This window comes from Sphingomonas sp. Ag1, from assembly GCF_000980895.1.
GTDB lineage: Bacteria > Pseudomonadota > Alphaproteobacteria > Sphingomonadales > Sphingomonadaceae > Sphingomonas > Sphingomonas panaciterrae.
Genome location: NZ_LAZX01000091.1, coordinates 1 through 19,453, shown reverse-complemented (window position 1 = coordinate 19,453; position 19,453 = coordinate 1). Strand labels below are relative to the sequence as shown.

Sequence of the window (19,453 nt, the reverse complement as noted above, 5' to 3'; positions counted from 1 at the left end):
CCGTCGGTGCTCGTCACCGGCGGGCATTTCCGCGTCGGGCCTTGCGGCAGGTTACGGCGATGAAGCGGTGACCGGCACGCTTCCCGCTTGAGCCTGCCCCCGTGGAATGACACACTCGGCGTCATGAAGCGCGTCGCTGCCGCCGCCCTCGCCCTGCTGCTCTCGCTCGCAGCACTGCCGGCCCACGCCCAGGTGGTCATCACCTTCTGGAGCCATGAGTTCGGCAATCATTTCCCCCACGCCTTCTTCACCCTGCGGGGCACGCCAGAGGCGGGTGGCGAGCCGGTCGACCTCAATTACGGCTTCACGCCCAAGGCGGTGACCCCCGCCATCCTCTTCGGCCCAGTGGGCGGGCGGATCGATGTCGCCAAGCGCAGCTACATGGAGGGGAGCGACGCGCAATTTTCGCTCGTCCTCACCGACGCACAATATGCCTCCATTCTGCGGCTGGTCGATGAGTGGGACGACAAGAAGGGCGATGGCACCTACCGGATGAACAGCCGCAATTGCGTGCATTTCGCGCAGGAAGCAGCGCGCCGGGCGGGTCTCGTCACGCTCGATTTCCCGGACCTGATGAAGAAGCCTCGCTCCTTCCTGAAGGCGGTGGCGAAGGCGAATGCGGCGCAGGTCACGCTGATCGACCGCCATGGAAAGGAATATCTGGCGTCGCTCGACGCGCAATCACCCGCACCTGCCGCCGGCGCGAATGCCGCGGTTGCAGCGCCTGCGGCGGCAATTGAGGTCAGCGCCCCGCCACCAGCACCGGTTCCGGTCGGCTGATCCGCCCCCGCCCCGCTCAGCGCGCGGGGACGAGTTCGATGATATCGAGCGTCGAATCGAACGCCGGCTGCGGCAGCGCGATGCGCCAGCGATCGTCACTGATCCGGTCGACGAAGCCCGCCATGTCGCGCGCGCTGTCGCGTCCGTAGGGCAGCCAGCGCGCCTCGTCGCCGATCGCCAGCGTACCCAGGAACACTGCCCGCGCGGCGCGCAGCAGGAAGATCCGCCCGGCCGGGCGCTGTGACCCGGCGGTCTTTTCGAACATCCGCACCGGCCCCTCCCCGCTGACCCGGCAGGTATAGGCGGGATAGGCGACATAATCGCGCCCGCCCTTGGCCTTTGCGCCCAGCTTGAAGACGCGGCAGCGGTAATCGCCCGCGGGGGGAATAGGGTCGGGAAGTCCATGGTCGGGATTGAACAAGGCGCCCTGCGCGTCGATCTCGCGCGTGGCGCCGCTCGCCCGTGCGCGGCCCAGCGCGTCGAGCCAGACGGTGCGCCACGTGCGCAGGCGATCGCGATCGGACAATGTCGCCACCCGGCGCCAGTCTGCGACCGGGGCACGCGCGCCCGCTACCGTCTCCGGCTCCCGCCGTCCGCCGCACCCTGCCAGCGTCGCCGCCGTCATCAGCGCGACCACCGCCCGCTTCATCGCTGAGACCTTTCCCTGTTCGGCCAAGGGGCTAGTGCCTGATCACGCCGCGGTCCAGCCACCGTCCATCGACAGGTTGGCGCCGGTGATCGACGCGGCCTCCTCGCGGCACAGGAACACCGCCATTGCCGCCACCTGTTCAGGCGTGACGAACGCCTTGGTCGGCTGGGCGGCCAGCAGCACGTCATTGATCACCTGCTCGCGCGTCAGGCCGCGCGCCGCCATCGTGTCGGGGATCTGGTTTTCCACCAGCGGCGTCCAGACATAGCCGGGCGAGATGCAATTGACGGTGATGCCGTCGGTCGCGGTTTCCAGCGCCACCGTCTTGGTCAGCCCGACCAGCCCGTGCTTGGCAGCGACATAGGCCGCCTTGTTGGGGCTCGCGACCAGACTGTGCGCCGATGCGGTGGAGATGATCCGCCCCCATCCCGCCCCCCGCATCAGCGGCACGCTCGCGCGCATGACATGAAAGGCGCTCGACAGGTTGATCGCGAGGATCGCGTCCCAGCGGTCGACCGGGAAATCGGCAATCGGCGCAACATGCTGGACCCCGGCATTGTTGACGACCACATCGGGCCCGCCGAGGTCGGCATGGCAGCGCGCGACCATCGCGGCGATCGCGGCAGGATCGGTCATGTCGGCGCCATCGTGTAGCGCCTCCGCCCCGCTCAAGCCGCTGAGCGTGCGGCATATGTCGGCAATCGCATCCGGCGCGCCAAAACCGTTCAGCATGACCGCCGCGCCCTCGGCGGCGAACGCGCGCGCATAGGCAAGCCCGATGCCGGAGGTTGATCCGGTGATCAGCGCCGTCTTTCCCTTGAGCAACATGGGGCACCTCCTGTGCATGGCCGGGACCATCGCCATGCGCCGCGCGGCGTCGGGCATCAAGCGGGCGGCTTGCAACCGCCGATCCCTCTCGCGCATTCATGCCGCACCGGTAGCAAGATCATCAAAGACACCAACCAGGGGGCACCGCGATGCGGCTCGACGATTTCGACAGGGACATCAACGTCGAGGATCAGCGGGGCCAGAGCTTCGGCGGTGGCGGCGGGGGCGGGCTGCTGCTCGGCCTGCTCCCACTGGTCGGCAGCCGGTTCGGCTGTGGCGGCATCGTCGTCCTGCTGATCGTCTTTGCGGTGTTCGGCGGGCTCGGCAATCTTGGCGGGCTGCTGAGCGGTGGCGGCACCGGCAGCGCGCCGCACACCCAGGTGTCGCGTGGCAATGCACCCGCGGGCGCGGGCGCGGGCGGCGGGGCGGCGGCGGCCTGCTCGGTCGATGCGGTAACGCGCGCGACCTGCAACGCCTTCTCCTCGGCCGAAAACACCTGGGAGCAATTGTTCGCGCAGTCCGGCGCTCCGTTCCAGGCGCCCAAGCTGGTATTCTACAGCGGCCGCGGCCAGTCGGGCTGCGGCGCGGCGATGTCGGCCATGGGCCCGTTCTACTGCCCGTCGGACCAGGGCATCTATATCGACACCGGCTTCTTCAACGAGCTGGAGCAGCGGTTCCGCGCGGCCGGTGATTTCGCGCAATATTACGTCATGGCGCACGAATTCGGCCACCATATCCAGACGCTGACCGGCACCTCCGACCAGGTTCGCCGCCTGCAGGCGCGCGCCAGCGAGGCGGAGGGCAATGCGCTGTCGGTCCGGCTGGAATTGCAGGCCGATTGCTACGCCGGTGTCTGGGCGGCGCAGAACCGCAACCGCATGGATCCGGGCGACGTGGCAGAAGGGATGCGCGCTGCCGAGGCGATCGGCGACGACACGCTGCAGCGCGAGGCGACGGGCCGCGTCGCGCCCGAAAGCTTCACCCACGGCACCTCGGCGCAGCGCCAGACATGGCTGCAGCGCGGGCTGCAGAGCGGCGACCCCGCCGTGTGCGACACGTTCAGCGGCGCGATCTGACGCGGGGCGCATGAAAAAGCGGCGGCCGTCCGAACCGGACGCCGCCGCCTGTGATACCCGCGCCGCCGACCGATCAGGCCAGCGGCGCAGCGCGCTAGATCAGAGCTTCACCAGCATCTTGCCGGTATTACCGCCGGTGAACAGGCCGAGGAAGGCGTCGGGTGTCGCCTCGATCCCGTCGAACACCGTCTCTTCGCGGCGCAAGCGCCCTTCCGCCTGCCAGCGGCCCATGTCGGCGTAGAAATCCGCCACCCGCGCCAGATGGTCGCCGACAAGGAAGCCCTTGATGGTGATCCGCGCGCCGATCACCTTGGCCAGATACTTCAGCGACTGCGGCTTGCCGTCATTGTAGATGTCGATCATCCCGCAGATCGCGAAACGCGCGTGGAGCCGCGCCGCCAGCAGCGCCGCGTCCAGATGATCGCCGCCGACATTGTCGAAATAGACGTCGATCCCCTCGGGTGCCGCATCGGCCAGGGCCTGCACGACATTGCCCGCCTTGTAATCGATCACCTTGTCGGCGCCGAGCGACTTCACCCATTCCGCCTTGGCCGCGCCCCCGGCCGAACCGATGACGGTCATCCCCTTGGCCTTGGCGATCTGCACCACCGTCGATCCCACCGCGCCGGCGGCGGCGGAAACGAACACGACCTCGCCTTCCTTTGCCTGCGCGACATCGAGCAGGCCGAAATAGGCGGTCATGCCCGGCATGCCGAGCTGCCCCAGGAACGCTTCCTCCGGCACGTCGATCGGCGGCAGCTTCTGCACCTGCGCAGCCGGCAGCACGGCTTCCTCGCGCCAGCCCAGCATGTGCTGCACCTTGGTGCCGACGGGAAGGTCGGCGGCGCGGCTCTCCACCACCTCGCCGATCGCCCCGCCCTGCATGGGCTCACCCAAGGCAAACGGCGGGACGTAGCTTTTCACGTCGTTCATCCGGCCGCGCATATAGGGATCGACCGACAGCCAGCGGTTGGCGATCCGCACTTCATTCTCGCCCAGCGGGGCGGAGGGCTGTTCGATCAGTTCGAAGTCGCTGTGTTGCGGCATGCCCGACGGGCGCGCTCGCAAGGTCCAGGCGCGTGGCATCATCATCTCCCAGTTTCGGTTCTTGCGCCCGGGTTATGCATGAGCCCCGGCTTCCAGGCAAAAAGCCCACGCGGCACGGCGCCCAGACGCAAAGAGCCCGGGCACGATGCCCGGGCTCCCTAGTGCCGACCGCAGAGGGGGAACGGCCGGCAGCTAGCTCAATCAATACGTGCCCGAAAAGCTCCGATCGAGCGACGTGCGTCCCTCGTCCTTGCCATCGGTCCGCGTCTTGTCGCGGTTCTGGTCGCCGGTGCGATCGCCATAGCCGAACAGCGCCGAGCTGTTTTCCTCGTCACGCCAGTGCTTCTTGGCTTCGTCGGCGGTCTTGGTCAGCGTGACCTTGGTATCGACGGTCGCCAGCCAGCTCGACGGGATCGAATGGTGGCGCCCTTCGGCATCGGCGTCGTTCTTGGTCAGCAGGATGCGGTCACCGCGCACCTTGTCGACCGTGCCGACATGGCTGCCGTCCATGCCGACGACCTCCATATGCTCGGTCACCTTGTTCAGCGAATCGCGCTGCGTCTGGCGGTTGGTGCGCCAGCTGGAGAATTCATTCTCGAACTTGCTCCGGTTCTCGCGGCGATATTCGTCATAATCGCGGTCGAGCGAAGCAATCTGCGAGCGGCGCCACGAGCCATAATCGCTGTCGCGGTGGCTGCCGTAGCGATCACCATAGTCCCGCTCGTCGAGGCGCATGTCTTCTTCGCGGCGGCGCTCCGCCTCCTCGTCGCCGAACCAGGAACGCACCTCGTCCCCGGCGCGGGCGAAGAAACCGCGCTCGTCATAATCATAGCCCTGCGGCATTCCGGCGTAGCCGCCGCCGTGACGATGGCGCCCGCGGCCCTGATGCTCGTGCCGGCGATGCTCGTCATGGTCGCGGCCCCAACCGCGTCCCTGTCCGCCGCCACGATAGTCGTCGCGGCCCTGCCACGATCCATAGCCTGAGCCGGCGCCATAGCCCTGCTGCCCACGATCCCAGCGGCTGTCGCGCGACTGACCGTACGTCGACCGGCCATATCGCTCGCCAGCACCATAATAGTCGCCGTCGCGGCTCATGCGGCGGCCATCGCCCCAGTCGCGGGTGCTGTTGTCATCGTCGTAGCTGGCGTAGCGCCGGTCGCGCTGGCTATAGCCCTCATGGCCATAGTCGCGCTCACCATAAGGCACGAAATCGCGCACATAGTCGCGGCTGTCATCGTCGCGGTCGCGGCGCGTGCTGCCACCGCCGCCGCGCCCAAGGCGCCCCGCGGCCGCGTAGTCGCGCGCGCTGGAATATGTATAGTCACGGCCTGAGCCATAATCGCGGCCATAGTCCTGTTCACGGCCGGCTGGATCACCGCGCCCGTTTCGATCGTAAACCATGCCAGAAACTCCTTGCCTGTCGGACGGCGCCGGGGGTTCTGCGGCCCGGTCGCGCTACAAAACCAAGCAACGACACCGGGATATGTTCCTGTCGTTACGCAGGCGCATCAAGGTACCCGTCGTGAAGGCGGCTCTGGTCACCGATGGCGACGTTTCAGGACGGGGCGAGAAGCCGTTGCATCGCCCCGGATTGCGAGCTAAGGGCGTCGCTCCCGGCTGTGCCGGGACCGGGCGGGGCCGTAGCTCAGATGGGAGAGCGCTGCAATCGCACTGCAGAGGTCAGGGGTTCGATTCCCCTCGGCTCCACCACCACCCGATCATGCCGCTGCGTGGCATCGCGCCGACCGTCGGCACCCTCTCCCACTCACCCGCGCGCGATCATCGCAGCACCGTCAGAGTCAATTCGTGCACCCGCGCGCGTGACTTTCTGGCGCAAGCATCGTTAAGTCGGTCGTATGAGTGACGATCTGCCTGAAGCGATTCCCGCCGCAACCCTGATCATCTTCCGCGATGCCGTCGACGGCCCGCCCGAATTGCTGATGGTGGAACGGGCGAAGGCGATGGTCTTCGCCGGCGGCGCGATGGTGTTCCCCGGCGGTCGGATCGACCCGGGCGACCATGCGATGGCGGCGCTTCACGGCGGCGGCGAGGAAGCGGCGGCGCGGATCGCCGCCATTCGCGAAACGATCGAGGAAGCCGGATTGCCGATCGGCCTGTCCGCGCTGCCGACCGCAGAGCAACTGGTGCGGATGCGCGCCGCGCTGCACGCCGGCGATTCCTTTGCCGAGGCGCTCGCCGCTGCCGGCATGACGCTCGACCTCGATCAGCTGGTGCCCTGGGCGCGCTGGCGCCCCGCGCACCGCAACATGCGCATCTTCGACACGCGTTTCTATCTGGCGCAGCTGCCGGAGAATGCACCGCGGGCGACCGTCGACCACACCGAAAACGTCCGGCTGGTCTGGGCAACCGCGCAGCAGGTGCTCGACGATGCCGATGCGGGCAAGCTGGAGGTGATCTTCCCCACCCGCCGCAACCTGGAACGGCTGGCGCAATTCACCAGCTTCGCCGATGCGGCCGCGCACGCCAACGATACGCCGATCCGTACGGTCACGCCCTGGTCCGAAACGCGCGACGGGGAAGAGCATCTGTGCATCCCCGACGACGCCGGCTACCCCATCACGTCCGAGGTGATCGCGAGCGCGATGCGCGGTTGATGCGCAAGCGGGATCGTGCCGCGCGGCGCGTGCGGCGCACGCTGCGCGTCATCGTTGCGCTGGCCGTCGTCGGCCTGCTGGCGCTGCTGGCCTATGGTTGGGCGCAGCGGCATCCGCAGGATACACCCTGGGCGCCGCTCGACCTGGCGCAGCCGCCCGGGCTGTTCACCGGGCGCAAGCTGGTCGCGCTGGGGGAGGATTTTCCGCGCTGCCAGTCGCTGCTCGACCGTGCGGGCGTCACCTATACGGTGCTGGCGCCGCTGCGCGAGGGCGACAATTGCGGCTATGACAATGCCCTGCGCTTCGCTGCGGACGAGCCGCGCATCACCCCCTTCACACCCGCCGGGCTGGGCATCTCCTGCCCGGTCGCCGCCGCGCTGGCGCTATGGCAATGGGAGGTGGTGCAGCCCGCCGCCGAACGGCACCTGCGGATGCGCGTGACGCGGATCGACCATCTCGGCAGCTACAATTGCCGCCGCCTCTACGGCCGCAGCAGCGGCGATTACAGCCAGCACGCCACCGCCAACGCGGTCGACATCGCCGGCTTCCGCCTCGCCGATGGCAGTCGGATCAGCGTGCTCGACGACTGGAAGGATGGCGGCGCCAAGGCCGCGTTCCTGCGCGACGTGCGCGATGGCGCGTGCAAGCTCTTCGCCACCGTCCTGTCGCCTGACTATAATGCCGCCCACCGCGATCACTTCCACCTCGATCAGGCGAACCGCGGATCGATGAGCTGGCGCTCCTGCCGCTGACACCGGCGCGCGCCGGCGCAGCAAGCCTCAATACGGAATCGCGGGGCTCTCCACCTTCTCCACCCAATAGGGGAAGAACGCCGGCGGCCGCGCCGACCAGCCCGATGCCGTGGCCGCCGCCTCGCTGATCGATTGCAGCAGGTCACGGCGCAGCGCAGGATGGAGGTGCGGCAGGGCCGCGGCCGAACAGAAGGCGCCTGGCAGCCATGGCCGCGCCGACGCGCCGATCAGCCGCTCGTACAGGAACCGATAGGCGGAAAAGCTGGTGATCCGCCCCTGCCCCAGGTCAAAGGCGCTGACCGCGATCAGCGGCGCCAGGAACGGCTCGATCGCATCGATGCCGCTGTCCTGCGGGATCATCGCGCGAATCTCCGGCAGGCGGCGATAATAGCGTGCCTGCGCCCGGATGCTCGCCGCCTCGACCACGTCTCGCGACCAGCGGGCCAGCGCATCCTCACGGTCAAGGCCGATGTCGAGGCTGCGGCGGATGTAGCGCTGGGTCGACGCGCCGAAGCCCGCAAACTCCTTCATCTCCGCCAGCGTCATTGCGCCTTCCGCCGGCCTCATCATCGCGCCCATCGCTAGCCACCCCGCACATGTTGTTGCGATCGGCGGGGTGGGAGGATCCGCCCCGCGCGACCACAAGGCGATACGATCATGGCCAATGACGCACTGCAACAAGCGATGCGACGAACTGAGTCACTCTTGTTACGGAATGACGATCAGTGCGGCTTTGCCGCAACAATCAGGCGTCGCGCCGCCGCTCGGCTTCCTCATCATATCCCGACGACTTGGCGGGATCGCCGCTGCCCGGCTGCGTCGAAGAGGGCGGGTCGGAAGCGTCCATCGACTCATCGAGACCCGCGTCAAGCTGCGCGTCCTTGTTCTTGGGATCCTTGTCCAAACGCTCGGCAATCGACTCGTCGCGACCGGCATCCTGTGACGGTGGCTGCTGCGTGGGCATCGAACTCTCCTTCGTTACCCATCATCAACGAACAATTTGTCTAGGCTGTTCCCGCAGCATCATCGCCCGGCGACATCGTCGATCCGGCGCACACAGACCGTCTGCCGCTGCAGCGTCGCCACGCCAAAAATGGTCATGAAGGCGATCTCGGTCGCATCCAGCCCCACGGCGACACGCGCCAGATCGTCGCAACTCGCCATGCCCGTCGGGTCGACCAGCCGCCACGCCCCGTCGAGCCACAGTTCGGCGACCGCATGAAAATCGGGCGGGTCGACGCCGGGCGCATAGGCGCCGACGCAGCGCGCCGGGATCTCGGCTGCACGCGCCAGTGCCACCAGCAGATGCGCATAATCGCGGCACACGCCGCGCCGCTCGGCAAAGGTGGTCAGCGCACTGCTGTGCCCGTGGCTCACCGCCCCGCTGTATGTGAGATTCTCGCGTACCCAGTCGGTCAGGGCCGCGGCCACCGCGCCGCCGCGCAGGCCGGCGAATTGCCCGCGCACGAAATGCTCGAACCGGTCGGACTCGACGTAGCGGCTGGGCAGCAGGTAGCGAACCGTTTCGGCCGGCAGCGCACGAACCATCGTTTCCGGCAGCGCCGCCAATTCGATACCCGGCCGGTCGATTGCGACGATGGCGTGATAATCCGCCACCAGCCGCCCCTCGCCCCGTGCCCAGCAGCGTTGGCCGATCCCCGCCTCGCCCGGCACCGCACGGATCGGATGGTCGGACCGGATGACCAGGGATTCCGTCTCGATCCACTGATCCGGCATCGCCGCCGCCTCGATCTGCAGCAGCACGTCGGCCGGCTCGGCAAAGCCATAATCCAGGTGGACATCGATCGACAGGCGCATCAGGCCATTCCCCCTCATGTCCCGTCGGGCCGGCCGGGAAGCGGACAAAAGAAAAGGGCCCGGCAGGTTTCCCCGCCGGGCCCCGGTTGATCCGGATGCTGCTCGCTTATTCGCGGTTGCCCAGGAACGAGAGCAGGAACTGGAACATGTTGATGAAGTCGAGGTAGAGCGACAGCGCGCCCATGATCACGGCCTTGCCCATCATGTCGGTGCCGGCGACGTGAGCGTACATCTCCTTGATGCGCTGCGTGTCATAGGCGGTCAGGCCAGCGAACAGCAGCACGCCAATCGCGCTGATGCCCATCTGAAGCGCCGAGCTCTGCATCCACAGGTTCAGCAGCGAGGCGACGATCAGGCCGACGACGCCCATGATCAGGAACGTGCCGAACGCCTGCAGGTTACGCTTCGTCGTATAGCCGTAGATGCTCAGCGACAGGAAGGCGACCGCGGTCGCGAAGAACGTCGTGGCGATCGAGGAGCCGGTGTAGACGAGGAAGATCGTCGACATCGACAGGCCCATGATGCCTGCGAACGCCCAGAACAGCAGCTGGGCGGTGCCGGTCGACAGACGGTTGATGCCAAAGCTCAGCACCATCACGAACGCCAGCGGCGAGAACATGATGATATATTTCAGCGGCCCCGGGGTCAGGAACACCTGCGCCGCCAGGCTTTCGCGCCCGCCGCTGGCGAACAGCAGCGCGACGATGCCCGTCAGCAGGACGCCCGAAGCCATGTAATTGTAGACCGACAGCATGTACTTGCGGAGACCCGCATCATACGTCGTTCCACGGGTGCCCGGTACGCTCGCGCCGAACGCGCTCGCGGTCGGACGGGGGTCGGACCAGTTGGCCATTTCGTATATGCTCCTTCGTCCGGCAAAAGGGCCGGATACCCACGGAATATTGCGTGCGAGGACGCAAAGTTCAAGTTTGGCCGCCCCTAGCAACAGTTCGTCACATTCGCCCGCTCCCCGCCCGTCGTCACATCGTCGCCTGAGCCCTTTAGATTACAGGGAAACGATCCATGCACCGCCTGTTCGTGGCGCTTCGCCCGCCCCCCGCCATCCGCGACACGCTGACCGATGTGATGGACGGCGTGGCGCCCGCGCGCTGGCAGGATGACGAGCAACTGCACCTCACCGTGCGCTTCATCGGATCGGTGCACCGCCCGGTGGCGGAGGACGTGGCGCTCGCCTTGTCCTCGCTCAGCGCGCCCGCGCCCACCGTCGCCCTGTCGGGAGTCGGCCGGTTCGATCAGCGCGGGCAGACCGGCGCACTCTGGGCCGGCGTCACGCCGCACGACGCGCTCGCCGCGCTCCACCGCAAAGTCGACCAGGCGATGATCCGCGTCGGGCTGGAGCCGGAACATCGCGCGTTTCTGCCACACATCACGCTCGCCCGGCTCAGCCGTGGCGCCGGCGCGGAGGCGGAGGTCGCCGCCTGGCTCGCGCGGCACGCGGCGCTGTCCAGCCAACCCTTCGCGCTCACGCACCTCATCCTGTACGAAAGCCACCTCGGCCATGCCGGCGCGGCCTATGAACCAATCGCGCGCTGGCCCCTCGAATGAACGTCTGTTAGGCCTCTCGCAACGATCCAAGAACATCACACGGGGGCAGGATGCAAACCGAGACGGATGGTGAATATCGCGCCACTGGCTATGCCTGGTACGTCCTGGCCATTCTGTTCGTTGTCTACATCCTGAACTTCATCGACCGGCAGGTGATCTCGATCCTGGCGGAGGATATCAAGCGCGACCTGAACCTGCGCGACGAGGATCTCGGCTTCCTCTACGGCACCGCCTTCGGCGTCTTCTACGCGCTGTTCGGCATCCCGCTGGGGCGGCTGGCGGACAGCTGGCACCGCGTCCGGCTGATCAGCGTCGGCCTCGCGCTCTGGTCGACGATGACGGCGCTGTCGGGCCTGTCGAAGAACGGGACGCAGCTCGCCGTCGCGCGCATCGGCGTCGGCATCGGCGAGGCGACGGCCAGCCCGTCGGCCTATTCGCTGATCTCCGACTATTTCCCCAAGAAGCTGCGCGGCACCGCGCTGTCGATCTATTCCGCGGGCATCTATGTCGGCGCGGGCATCTCGCTCTTCATCGGCGGGCTGATCGTGCAGAACTGGAACGCCGCTTATCCCGATGGCGGCCCGTTCGGCCTTGCCGGGTGGCAGGCCGCCTTCCTCGCCGTGGGCCTGCCCGGCATCATCTTCGCCATCTGGATCGCCACCTTGCGCGAACCGGTGCGCGGCCTGTCGGAAGGGCTGGCGCAGCCGCCGCATCCCGCGCCGTTCCGCGAATTCTTCAACGAACTCATGTCGATCCTGCCGCCCTTCACCCTGATCGGCGCGGCGCGGCTGGGCACGCGTGCGCTCGTCACCAACCTGATCGGCCTTGCGGTCGTCGCAGCGGCAATCCTTGCGCTCATCAGCATTGGTGAGCCGCTGCCGCAATGGCTGGCGGTGGGGATCGGCTGCTATGCCGTCTTCTCCTGGGCAACGGCGCTGCGCCACCGTGATCCGCCGGCCTTTGCGCTGATCATCGGCACGCCGGCGTTCCTGTGCACCGTCGTCGCTTATGGCCTGAACGCCTTCCTCAGCTACGCCGCCGGCTTCTGGGCCGCGCCTTATGCGATGCGCGATCTCGGCATCTCGCCGGCAGAGGCGGGGCTGATCCTGGGCGGCCTTGGCGCCGTGTCAGGCTTCCTCGGCGTCACCGCCGGCGGCATCCTGGGTGACAAGCTGCGCGCCAAACATCCCGGCGGGCGGCTCATCATGGTCGCGCTGGGCGCGGTCGTGCCGGCGCCGTTCCTCGCCATCGCCTTCACCACGGATACGCCGATCGTGCTCTACGCCTGCCTGTTCCTGGGCCAGTTCACCGCCAGCTGGGGCCTGGGCAATTCCGCCGCGACCACGCAGGATCTCGTTCTGCCACGGATGCGCGGCGCGGCGACGGCGACCTATTTCATCGGCACGACCCTGCTCGGCCTCGCGATGGGTCCGTATCTCGCCGGGCGTATTTCCTCGCTGACCGACAGCCTGTCGATCGGCATGCTCTCGCTCCTCGTTACCGTGCCGATCACGCTCGCCGCCGCGATCGCCGCCTTCCGCCTGGTGCCGGAGGCGGAACGTACCCGCGAGGCGCGCGCCCGCGCCGCTGGCGAGCCCGACCTCGTTTGATCCGAGTCGCGGCACGGCTCGCAGGGATCGTCGCAGCGCTGCTGATCGCGCTGCCGATCCACCTGCTGTGGCGATTGCTTCGCCTCCCCTCCCCCTGGCCGCGCTGGTACCTTGGCACGCTGGGCTGGATCATCGGCGCACGCCGCCGGACGGTCGGCACGCCGCTGAGGCGCAACGTCGTCTTCGTCGCCAATCACCTCAGCTGGATGGACATTCCCATCCTCGCCGGCCGCACCGGCAGCGCGTTCGTGGCCAAGGCGGAGCTTCGCGCCGTCCCGCTGGTCGGCTGGCTGTGCACGCTCAACCGCACGATCTTCGTCCGGCGCGAGGACCGCATGGCAGTGACCGAGCAGATCGCCACGCTGCGCGCCGCGCTGGCAGAGGCATGGGCGATCACCATCTTCCCCGAAGGGACCACCGGCGACGGCACGCAGCTGCTGCCGTTCAAGGCGCCCTTGCTCGCAGTGCTCGATCCGCCCCCGCCCGGCGTCCTCGTCCAGCCGGTGCGCATCGATTATGGCGCGGCGACCCGCGAACTCGCCTGGGTCGGCGATGAACCCGGCACCGCCCATGCGCTGCGCGTGCTGCGCCGCCGCGGCAGCTTCACCGTGACGCTGACCTTCTGCGCCCCGTTCGACCCGGCGGCGCATGGCGGACGAAAGGCGATCGCCGCCGAAGCGCGCGCGCGGATCGCGGCTGCTGGGGGCATGGAGGCCGCCAGGGTGGATTCCCCCACGGTCGAGCCCGCCAATTTGGACTCCGGTGGCGTGGAGGCCGCAGCTTCGCTATAGGCCCGGCGCCATGAAGCCCGCGCCCAAGACCTTCGCCGTCAAATCCTTTGGCTGCCAGATGAACGTCTATGATGGCGAGCGGATGGCCGAGCTGATGGCCGGCCAGGGCATGACCGCGGTCGATGCCGCCGACGCCGATCTGGTCGTGCTCAACACCTGCCACATCCGTGAAAAGGCGACGGAAAAGGTGTTTTCGGACATCGGCCGCCTGCGCAAGGATCGCCGCCTGCAGGGCGCCGAGGCGCCGATGATCGCCGTCGCCGGCTGCGTCGCCCAGGCCGAGGGTGAGGAGATCGTCCGCCGCGCCAAGGTCGATGTGGTGGTCGGCCCGCAGGCCTATCACAACCTGCCCCGCCTGGTCGCCGATGCCGCCGCCGGCACCCCCAGCGTCGATACCGACATGCCGGTCGAATCGAAGTTCGGCGTGCTGCCTGCGCGGCGCAAGGTTGGCCCCGCCGCCTTCCTGACCGTGCAGGAAGGGTGCGACAAATTCTGCACCTATTGCGTCGTGCCCTATACCCGCGGGGCGGAAGTCAGCCGCCCGTTCGCCGCGATCGTCGACGAGGCAAAGGCACTGGTCGATGCCGGCGCGCGGGAAATCACGCTGCTGGGGCAGAACGTCAACGCTTGGACCGACGCCGACGGCCGCGGCCTGCATGACCTGATCCGCACGCTGGACCGGATTCCCGGCCTTGCGCGGATCCGCTACACCACCAGCCACCCGAACGACATGGCGCAGGGGCTGATCGATGCGCATCGCGACGTCGAAAGCCTGATGCCCTTCCTCCATTTGCCGGTGCAGGCGGGCAATGATCGCGTACTGAAGGCAATGAACCGCAGCCACACGCGCGATTCCTACCTTCGCCTGCTCGACCGCATCCGCGCCGCGCGGCCGGACATCGCGCTGTCGGGCGACTTCATCGTCGGTTTCCCCGGTGAGACCGATGCCGAGTTCGCCGACACGCTCAGCCTGGTCGATGCGGTCGGCTATGCCCAGGCGTTCAGCTTCAAATACAGCCCGCGCCCTGGCACGCCGGCGGCCGATCTGTCGGGCCAGGTGCCCGAAGAGGTGATGGCCGATCGTCTCCAGCAGCTCCAGGCCGCGCTCAACCGCGATCAGCACGCCTTCAACACCGCCAGCGTCGGTCGCACCTGCGACGTGCTGATCGAACGGCGGGGCAAGTTCCCCGGCCAGATGCTCGGCAAGTCGCCCTGGCTTCAGTCGGTGCTGCTGGCCGGCGATCATGCGATCGGCGATCTCGTCACCGTCACGCTGACTCAGGCCGGTCCCAATTCGCTGATCGCCGTCCCCCGGCTCGACCGCGCCGCCTGATCGCCGCGCCGCCTGATCGCCGCCTCGGGCGCCAACTTGCTGGCGAGTTGCGCGAAATCAGCAACAGGGGGGCTTACACTCGCCGATCCGCGCTGCCACATTGCGGCGACATGATCCGCTTCCAAGGAGCCCGATGAGCCGCAAGCCCGTAGCCGCCCAGCCGGGCGAGCGTAGTCGCGTCGAACTGACGTTCGATCGTCCCCAGCTGCTCAGCGCCCTGTTCGGTCAATATGACCGCAACCTCGTGATGCTCGAAAACCGGCTCGGCGTGTACATCACCGCACGCGGCAATCGCGTCGGGCTGGAGGGGTCGGCCGAACAGGTGGCGCTCGCCCGCGACGTGCTGAAAGATCTCTACCATCGCATCCAGCGCGGCGAGGAGGTCGACGGCGGCCTCGTCGACGCGGCGATCGCGATGGCGGCCGAACCGACGCTCGACGGCATCTTCGCCGCCGACCGGGGCAGCGCCGGCGGCCCCGGCGGCGGCGCGCCGCCTATCATGATCCGCACGCGCAAGAAGACGATCGTGCCGCGCACCCCGGCGCAGGCGCATTACATGCGCGAACTGGTCAACAATGACATGATCTTCGCGCTCGGCCCCGCCGGCACCGGCAAGACCTATCTCGCCGTGGCGCAGGCGGTGGCGCAGCTCATCACCGGCAGCGTGCAGCGGCTGATCCTGTCGCGCCCGGCGGTGGAGGCGGGCGAGCGGCTCGGCTTCCTCCCCGGCGACATGAAGGAGAAGGTCGATCCCTATCTGCGCCCGCTCTACGACGCGCTCTACGATTGTCTGCCGGCCGAGCAGGTCGAACGGCGCATCGCGAGCGGCGAGATCGAGATCGCACCGATCGCCTTCATGCGCGGCCGCACGCTGGCCGACGCCTTCGTCATCCTCGACGAGGCGCAGAACACCACGCCCGCGCAGATGAAGATGTTCCTCACCCGCTTCGGCCAGAACAGCCGGATGGTGATCTGCGGCGATCCCAACCAGACCGACCTTCCCGGCGGCGTCGCGGCGAGCGGGCTGGCCGACGCCACCATTCGGCTGGAGGGCGTGGAAGGGATCGCGATGGCGCGGTTCAGCGCGGCGGACGTGGTGCGCCACCCGATCGTCGGCCGCATCGTCGAGGCCTATGAAGGGCCCGATGCCTGACACATTGGGATTTTTGGGCCTGATCAAACGCGCCGCTTTGCTCTACGGACAGGTTCGATGATCGAGATTGCCCTTTCGCAGGAAGTCCCCTGGACTCAGGATCGGTGGGAAGCGCTGGCGCTGGCGGCGGTGCGTGCCGCCGTCGGCGCGACGCCTTACGGCACCCTGCTTGCCGCCCCCGCGACGGTGGAGGTCAGCATCCGCCTGACCTCCGACGTGGAGGTGCAGGCGCTCAATCATCAATATCGCGGCAAGGACAAGCCGACCAACGTCCTGTCCTTCCCGATGGTGCAATCCGACCTCATCGACACCGTCAGCCAGAATTCGGACGACGGCGAGGTGCTGTTGGGCGACATCGTGCTCGCGCACGGCGTCTGCACCGCCGAAGCCGCCGAACGGGGGATCAGCGTCGCCGACCATGCGACCCATCTGATCGTGCATGGCACCTTGCATCTGCTCGGCTATGATCACATCAACGACGATGAAGGGGACGCGATGGAAGCGATCGAGCGTGATGCGCTCGCCTCGCTCGGTATCGCCGATCCCTACATTATACGAGAGGACTAAGTGTCCGAGGACCGAAGTAGCGCCGGAAACGGCGAGCCTGGCGAAGGCAGTATCTGGCGCGGCCTGCGCACCTTGATCTTTGGTGATTCCGAAGAGGCCACGCTCCGCGAAGTGCTCGAGGCGGCGATCGACCGCCACGAGGAGGAGGATCGTCCCGAGACGAAGGGCGATCTGACCCCGCTCGAACGGCAGATGGTGCGCAACCTGCTGCATTTCAGCGAGCGCGATGCCGGCGACGTCGGCGTGCCGCGCGCGGACATTATCGCGATCGAGGAACGCACGCCGTTCGACGAGCTGGTCCACGTTTTCGCCGATGCCGGCGTCAGCCGCGTGCCGGTTTATCGCGAGCGGCTCGATACGATCATCGGCATGGTCCATGTGAAGGACGTGTTCGCGATCCTCGCCGGGGATGGCCCGCGGCCGGATGACATCACTGGCCTCATTCGCCAGCCGCTCTACGTCCCGATGAGCCGCGGCGCGCTCGATCTGCTCGCCGACATGCGCCAGACGCGCGTCCACCTCGCCGTGGTTCTAGACGAATATTCCGGCACCGAGGGGCTGGTGACGATCGAGGATCTGATTGAGGAGATCGTCGGCGAGATCGAGGACGAGCATGACGAGGCACCCGCCGCGCTGCTGGTGCCGACCGATGGCGGCGCGTGGGACGCCGACGCACGCGCGGAGCTTGAGGATATCGCCGAGCTGGTCGACGCCCGCTTCGACAAGGCCGGTTATGACGTCGACACGATCGGCGGCCTCACCGCCGCACTGGCCGGCCATGTGCCCGAGCCGGGCGATTGCATCGACCACCCCAGCGGCTGGCGGATCGAGGTGCTCGACGCCGACGAACGACGCGTCAATCGCGTGCGGCTGCACCCGCCGCAGCCGGAGCCGGAAGAGGATTGATCCGGCGGCGCTGCGCCGATCGCCCCTGACGGGCCGGTCGGCGCGCGCCGCTCAGCTCAGCGGCGCCGCGGATCAGCGGAAATTATCGGCGTAGCTCTGCAGCTTCAGCGTCTTCTTCGGCGCCGGGATGACCGTATAGGCCAGCCCTTCGCGCTCGGCATAGGCGATCGCCGCCTCCACCGTCGGGAAGAACAGGTTCACCTGCTCGCGCGTGTCCGCGCCCCCGGCCCAGCCGGTCAGCGGATCGGGGCGCTTGGGATCGTCGGACGGGATCTCGAGCTGCCACAGGTCGGTGCGGTGCTTGCCCGATTGCATGGCGTTCTTCGGGCGCTGAAAGATACGGGCGGTCGACATGGCCGTGCCCTTACCGCGATCCGCGCGCTCTTGCATCGGCATTTTTCGTCCGCAGCGTCGCCGCCGCCGCGGCCGGGTCATCGGGCCAGGGATGGCGCGGATACCGCCCACGCATTTCCTTGGCCACCGCGGCCCAGCTTCCCGCCCAGAAACCGGGCAAGTCGCGCGTCGTCTGGATCGGGCGGCCGGCAGGCGAGGTGAGCGACAGGACCAAAGGCACGCGCGCCGTCCCGACCGTCGGATGCTCGGCCAGCCCGAACAGCGCCTGCACGCGCAGCTCCACCCTGGGTCCCCCTTCCGCGCCATAATCGATCGCATGGCTGCTCCCCGCCGGGCTGGTGAAGTGCGACGGCGCGACGCGCTCGACGCGCTGCTGCTCGTCCCAGCTCAACAGGCCGCGCAGCGCATCGCCAAGCGCGCCCGCCGGGATGGCGTCCAGTCGCCGGCGCCCCGCCACCAGCGGCGGCAACCAATCGTCCAGCCGCGCCAGCAGCGATTCGTCATCGAACGGCAGCCCGGCATAGATCGCGCGCTGGCGATAGGCCTCGGCCCCCGCCTGCCACGGCAGCAACGCCAGCCCATGCGTCCGCACCCCCTCGACCAGCGCCGCCTCGATCGCCGCCGGATCGGCGCTGCTGTCGGGCCCGCTGCTCAGCCGGATCGCGCCCAGCCGCCGCTCGCGCAGCGGCCGCACGCCCCCCGTCGCGGGATCGAACTCGGCGATATGCCGCGTCTCGATCCGCTCGCCGAACAAGGCCGCGACGCTTTCCTCGTCGATCGCCGCCGCCGACAGGATCCGCGCCCCCGCCGCCATGCCCTGCGTTTCGGCCACCGCCAGCCATTGCTCGCGCGCCAGCGTCGACGCCGGGTCCAGCTTGAACCCGCGCCCACCGACCGAGGCCCAGCGTTCGCCACTCGCATCACGCCGCCGCGCTACGCGGTCCGGAAAGGCCAGCGCCACCGCCACCGCGACATCATGCCCGCCCGCCGGCGGCGCGCTGACGGCCGCCGGCATTGAGCGCGCCCAGCGCTCCGCCAGCTTGCGCGCCGCCTGCGCCTTGGGCGACCGATCGCCGCGCCAGCGCCGCAGCCGAAGCTCGAGATCCGGGTCATTGCCCCCCAGCCCGCGCTCGCCAAGCAGCACCGCGACCTCCGCCGCCACGCCGCCCAGCCCCATCTCGCCCGCGCGCACCAGCATGTGTGCCAGCCGCGGCGGCATCGGCAGCGCGGCGATGGCGCGGCCATGCGCGGTCGGCCGCCCGTCCGCATCGATCGCGTCCAGCGCGCCGAGCCGCGCCCGCGCCTCGCTGACCGCTGCCTCGGGCGGCGGATCGATCCACGACAGGTCGCGCGGGTCAGCCACGCCCCAGATCGCGCTGGCCAGCACCAGCGCCGACAGGTCCGCCTCCACTATCTCGGGCGGGTCGAACCGCGGCAGGCCGGCGGTCGCCGCTTCCTCCCACAGGCGATAGGCAACGCCCGGCCCCTGCCGCGCCGCACGGCCGGCGCGCTGAGTCGCCGACGCCTGGCTCGCGCGCTCGGTGACCAGCCGGGTCATCCCCGCCGCCCGATCATAGCGCGGCCGCCGCGCCAGCCCCGAATCGACCA

Annotated in this window: 21 protein-coding genes and 1 tRNA gene; 12 read left to right on the top strand and 10 right to left on the bottom strand. The window is 68.4% G+C overall.

What is annotated here, in order from left to right; all coding sequences use genetic code 11:
• Window positions 1-87 precede the first annotated feature (87 nt).
• Window positions 88-780, top strand: a complete 693-nt coding sequence (locus tag XM50_RS09845; protein WP_197075501.1) for a hypothetical protein — start codon at window positions 88-90, stop codon at window positions 778-780.
• A gap of 16 nt (window positions 781-796) precedes the next feature.
• Here XM50_RS09845 and XM50_RS09840 read toward each other — a convergent pair whose 3' ends face one another.
• Both XM50_RS09840 and XM50_RS09835 read right to left on the bottom strand, forming a co-directional pair.
• Complete coding sequence (locus XM50_RS09840; protein ID WP_052742542.1) at window positions 797-1,429, bottom strand: DUF4893 domain-containing protein; 633 nt, start codon at window positions 1,427-1,429, stop codon at window positions 797-799.
• 42 nt (window positions 1,430-1,471) lie between these two features.
• Window positions 1,472-2,257, bottom strand: a complete 786-nt coding sequence (locus XM50_RS09835) for a 3-hydroxybutyrate dehydrogenase (protein ID WP_046409172.1) — start codon at window positions 2,255-2,257, stop codon at window positions 1,472-1,474.
• 149 nt (window positions 2,258-2,406) lie between these two features.
• Here XM50_RS09835 and ypfJ point away from each other — a divergent pair, with 149 nt between their 5' ends.
• Complete coding sequence (gene ypfJ, locus XM50_RS09830; RefSeq protein ID WP_046409171.1) at window positions 2,407-3,333, top strand: KPN_02809 family neutral zinc metallopeptidase; 927 nt, start codon at window positions 2,407-2,409, stop codon at window positions 3,331-3,333.
• Window positions 3,334-3,432: 99 nt separating this feature from the next.
• Here ypfJ and XM50_RS09825 read toward each other — a convergent pair whose 3' ends face one another.
• Together XM50_RS09825 and XM50_RS20510 are read right to left on the bottom strand one after the other, a co-directional pair.
• Window positions 3,433-4,419, bottom strand: coding sequence for an NADP-dependent oxidoreductase (locus XM50_RS09825; protein ID WP_186313893.1), 987 nt, complete (start codon window positions 4,417-4,419; stop codon window positions 3,433-3,435).
• 162 nt (window positions 4,420-4,581) lie between these two features.
• Window positions 4,582-5,781 carry a DUF2171 domain-containing protein gene (locus XM50_RS20510; protein ID WP_046409170.1) on the bottom strand — a complete coding sequence of 400 codons (1,200 nt, stop codon included), beginning with the start codon at window positions 5,779-5,781 and terminating at the stop codon, window positions 4,582-4,584.
• A 233-nt stretch (window positions 5,782-6,014) separates the two neighbouring features.
• On the opposite strand from XM50_RS20510, the gene XM50_RS09815 reads away from it, so the two are divergent.
• The 3 genes from XM50_RS09815 to XM50_RS09805 all read left to right on the top strand — a co-directional run bounded on the left by XM50_RS09815 (window position 6,015) and on the right by XM50_RS09805 (window position 7,747).
• Window positions 6,015-6,090, top strand: a tRNA-Ala gene (locus XM50_RS09815).
• Window positions 6,091-6,236: 146 nt separating this feature from the next.
• Window positions 6,237-6,995 (top strand): NUDIX hydrolase, encoded by a 759-nt coding sequence (locus XM50_RS09810; RefSeq protein ID WP_046409169.1) that lies wholly within the window; start codon window positions 6,237-6,239, stop codon window positions 6,993-6,995.
• A complete protein-coding gene (locus tag XM50_RS09805; RefSeq protein WP_046409168.1) occupies window positions 6,995-7,747 on the top strand; it encodes an extensin-like domain-containing protein in 753 nt (250 codons plus the stop codon). The genes XM50_RS09810 and XM50_RS09805 overlap by 1 nt, the downstream gene beginning before the upstream one ends.
• A gap of 27 nt (window positions 7,748-7,774) precedes the next feature.
• Here XM50_RS09805 and XM50_RS09800 read toward each other — a convergent pair whose 3' ends face one another.
• From XM50_RS09800 to XM50_RS09785, 4 genes are all read right to left on the bottom strand, one after another.
• Window positions 7,775-8,326, bottom strand: a complete 552-nt coding sequence (locus tag XM50_RS09800; RefSeq protein ID WP_046409167.1) for a hypothetical protein — start codon at window positions 8,324-8,326, stop codon at window positions 7,775-7,777.
• Between the two features lie 166 nt (window positions 8,327-8,492).
• Window positions 8,493-8,711: a hypothetical protein gene (locus XM50_RS09795; protein ID WP_046409166.1), complete on the bottom strand. Its 219-nt coding sequence runs from the start codon at window positions 8,709-8,711 to the stop codon at window positions 8,493-8,495.
• 59 nt (window positions 8,712-8,770) lie between these two features.
• Window positions 8,771-9,565: a transglutaminase-like domain-containing protein gene (locus XM50_RS09790; RefSeq protein ID WP_046409165.1), complete on the bottom strand. Its 795-nt coding sequence runs from the start codon at window positions 9,563-9,565 to the stop codon at window positions 8,771-8,773.
• A gap of 106 nt (window positions 9,566-9,671) precedes the next feature.
• A complete protein-coding gene (locus XM50_RS09785; RefSeq protein WP_046409164.1) occupies window positions 9,672-10,418 on the bottom strand; it encodes a Bax inhibitor-1/YccA family protein in 747 nt (248 codons plus the stop codon).
• A 170-nt stretch (window positions 10,419-10,588) separates the two neighbouring features.
• Here XM50_RS09785 and thpR point away from each other — a divergent pair, with 170 nt between their 5' ends.
• From thpR to XM50_RS09750, 7 genes are all read left to right on the top strand, one after another.
• Window positions 10,589-11,131 carry an RNA 2',3'-cyclic phosphodiesterase gene (thpR, locus tag XM50_RS09780; protein WP_046409163.1) on the top strand — a complete coding sequence of 181 codons (543 nt, stop codon included), beginning with the start codon at window positions 10,589-10,591 and terminating at the stop codon, window positions 11,129-11,131.
• Between the two features lie 50 nt (window positions 11,132-11,181).
• Window positions 11,182-12,741: a spinster family MFS transporter gene (locus tag XM50_RS09775; protein ID WP_046409162.1), complete on the top strand. Its 1,560-nt coding sequence runs from the start codon at window positions 11,182-11,184 to the stop codon at window positions 12,739-12,741.
• On the top strand, window positions 12,738-13,532 hold the full coding sequence (locus XM50_RS09770) for a lysophospholipid acyltransferase family protein (RefSeq protein ID WP_082102951.1): 795 nt from the start codon (window positions 12,738-12,740) through the stop codon (window positions 13,530-13,532). The genes XM50_RS09775 and XM50_RS09770 overlap by 4 nt, the downstream gene beginning before the upstream one ends.
• 10 nt (window positions 13,533-13,542) lie before the next feature.
• A complete protein-coding gene (miaB, locus tag XM50_RS09765) occupies window positions 13,543-14,865 on the top strand; it encodes a tRNA (N6-isopentenyl adenosine(37)-C2)-methylthiotransferase MiaB (RefSeq protein ID WP_082102949.1) in 1,323 nt (440 codons plus the stop codon).
• 133 nt (window positions 14,866-14,998) lie between these two features.
• Entirely contained in the window at window positions 14,999-16,018 is a 1,020-nt protein-coding gene (locus tag XM50_RS09760) for a PhoH family protein (protein ID WP_046409161.1), read from the top strand.
• 57 nt (window positions 16,019-16,075) lie between these two features.
• Complete coding sequence (gene ybeY / locus XM50_RS09755; RefSeq protein ID WP_046409160.1) at window positions 16,076-16,585, top strand: rRNA maturation RNase YbeY; 510 nt, start codon at window positions 16,076-16,078, stop codon at window positions 16,583-16,585.
• Window positions 16,586-17,491: a hemolysin family protein gene (locus XM50_RS09750; protein ID WP_046409159.1), complete on the top strand. Its 906-nt coding sequence runs from the start codon at window positions 16,586-16,588 to the stop codon at window positions 17,489-17,491. It begins immediately after the preceding gene.
• 72 nt (window positions 17,492-17,563) lie between these two features.
• Here XM50_RS09750 and XM50_RS09745 read toward each other — a convergent pair whose 3' ends face one another.
• Both XM50_RS09745 and XM50_RS09740 read right to left on the bottom strand, forming a co-directional pair.
• Window positions 17,564-17,845, bottom strand: a complete 282-nt coding sequence (locus XM50_RS09745) for an ETC complex I subunit (RefSeq protein WP_046409158.1) — start codon at window positions 17,843-17,845, stop codon at window positions 17,564-17,566.
• A gap of 10 nt (window positions 17,846-17,855) precedes the next feature.
• Window positions 17,856-19,453, bottom strand: a 1,598-nt coding sequence (locus XM50_RS09740) for an ATP-dependent helicase C-terminal domain-containing protein (protein ID WP_046409157.1), incomplete at its 5' end; no start/stop codon positions are given.

What these genes read in the sequence shown, in the direction of transcription:
- XM50_RS09840 (WP_052742542.1), bottom strand. Translation starts at nt 1,429, where the DNA reads ATGAAGCGGGCGGTGGTCGCGCTGATGACGGCGGCGACGCTGGCAGGG.
- XM50_RS09835 (WP_046409172.1), bottom strand. Translation starts at nt 2,257, where the DNA reads ATGTTGCTCAAGGGAAAGACGGCGCTGATCACCGGATCAACCTCCGGC.
- ypfJ (WP_046409171.1), top strand. Translation starts at nt 2,407, where the DNA reads ATGCGGCTCGACGATTTCGACAGGGACATCAACGTCGAGGATCAGCGG.
- XM50_RS09825 (WP_186313893.1), bottom strand. Translation starts at nt 4,419, where the DNA reads ATGCCACGCGCCTGGACCTTGCGAGCGCGCCCGTCGGGCATGCCGCAA.
- XM50_RS20510 (WP_046409170.1), bottom strand. Translation starts at nt 5,781, where the DNA reads ATGGTTTACGATCGAAACGGGCGCGGTGATCCAGCCGGCCGTGAACAG.
- XM50_RS09810 (WP_046409169.1), top strand. Translation starts at nt 6,237, where the DNA reads ATGAGTGACGATCTGCCTGAAGCGATTCCCGCCGCAACCCTGATCATC.
- XM50_RS09805 (WP_046409168.1), top strand. Translation starts at nt 6,995, where the DNA reads ATGCGCAAGCGGGATCGTGCCGCGCGGCGCGTGCGGCGCACGCTGCGC.
- XM50_RS09800 (WP_046409167.1), bottom strand. Translation starts at nt 8,326, where the DNA reads ATGGGCGCGATGATGAGGCCGGCGGAAGGCGCAATGACGCTGGCGGAG.
- XM50_RS09795 (WP_046409166.1), bottom strand. Translation starts at nt 8,711, where the DNA reads ATGCCCACGCAGCAGCCACCGTCACAGGATGCCGGTCGCGACGAGTCG.
- XM50_RS09790 (WP_046409165.1), bottom strand. Translation starts at nt 9,565, where the DNA reads ATGCGCCTGTCGATCGATGTCCACCTGGATTATGGCTTTGCCGAGCCG.
- XM50_RS09785 (WP_046409164.1), bottom strand. Translation starts at nt 10,418, where the DNA reads ATGGCCAACTGGTCCGACCCCCGTCCGACCGCGAGCGCGTTCGGCGCG.
- thpR (WP_046409163.1), top strand. Translation starts at nt 10,589, where the DNA reads ATGCACCGCCTGTTCGTGGCGCTTCGCCCGCCCCCCGCCATCCGCGAC.
- XM50_RS09775 (WP_046409162.1), top strand. Translation starts at nt 11,182, where the DNA reads ATGCAAACCGAGACGGATGGTGAATATCGCGCCACTGGCTATGCCTGG.
- miaB (WP_082102949.1), top strand. Translation starts at nt 13,543, where the DNA reads ATGAAGCCCGCGCCCAAGACCTTCGCCGTCAAATCCTTTGGCTGCCAG.
- XM50_RS09760 (WP_046409161.1), top strand. Translation starts at nt 14,999, where the DNA reads ATGAGCCGCAAGCCCGTAGCCGCCCAGCCGGGCGAGCGTAGTCGCGTC.
- ybeY (WP_046409160.1), top strand. Translation starts at nt 16,076, where the DNA reads ATGATCGAGATTGCCCTTTCGCAGGAAGTCCCCTGGACTCAGGATCGG.
- XM50_RS09745 (WP_046409158.1), bottom strand. Translation starts at nt 17,845, where the DNA reads ATGTCGACCGCCCGTATCTTTCAGCGCCCGAAGAACGCCATGCAATCG.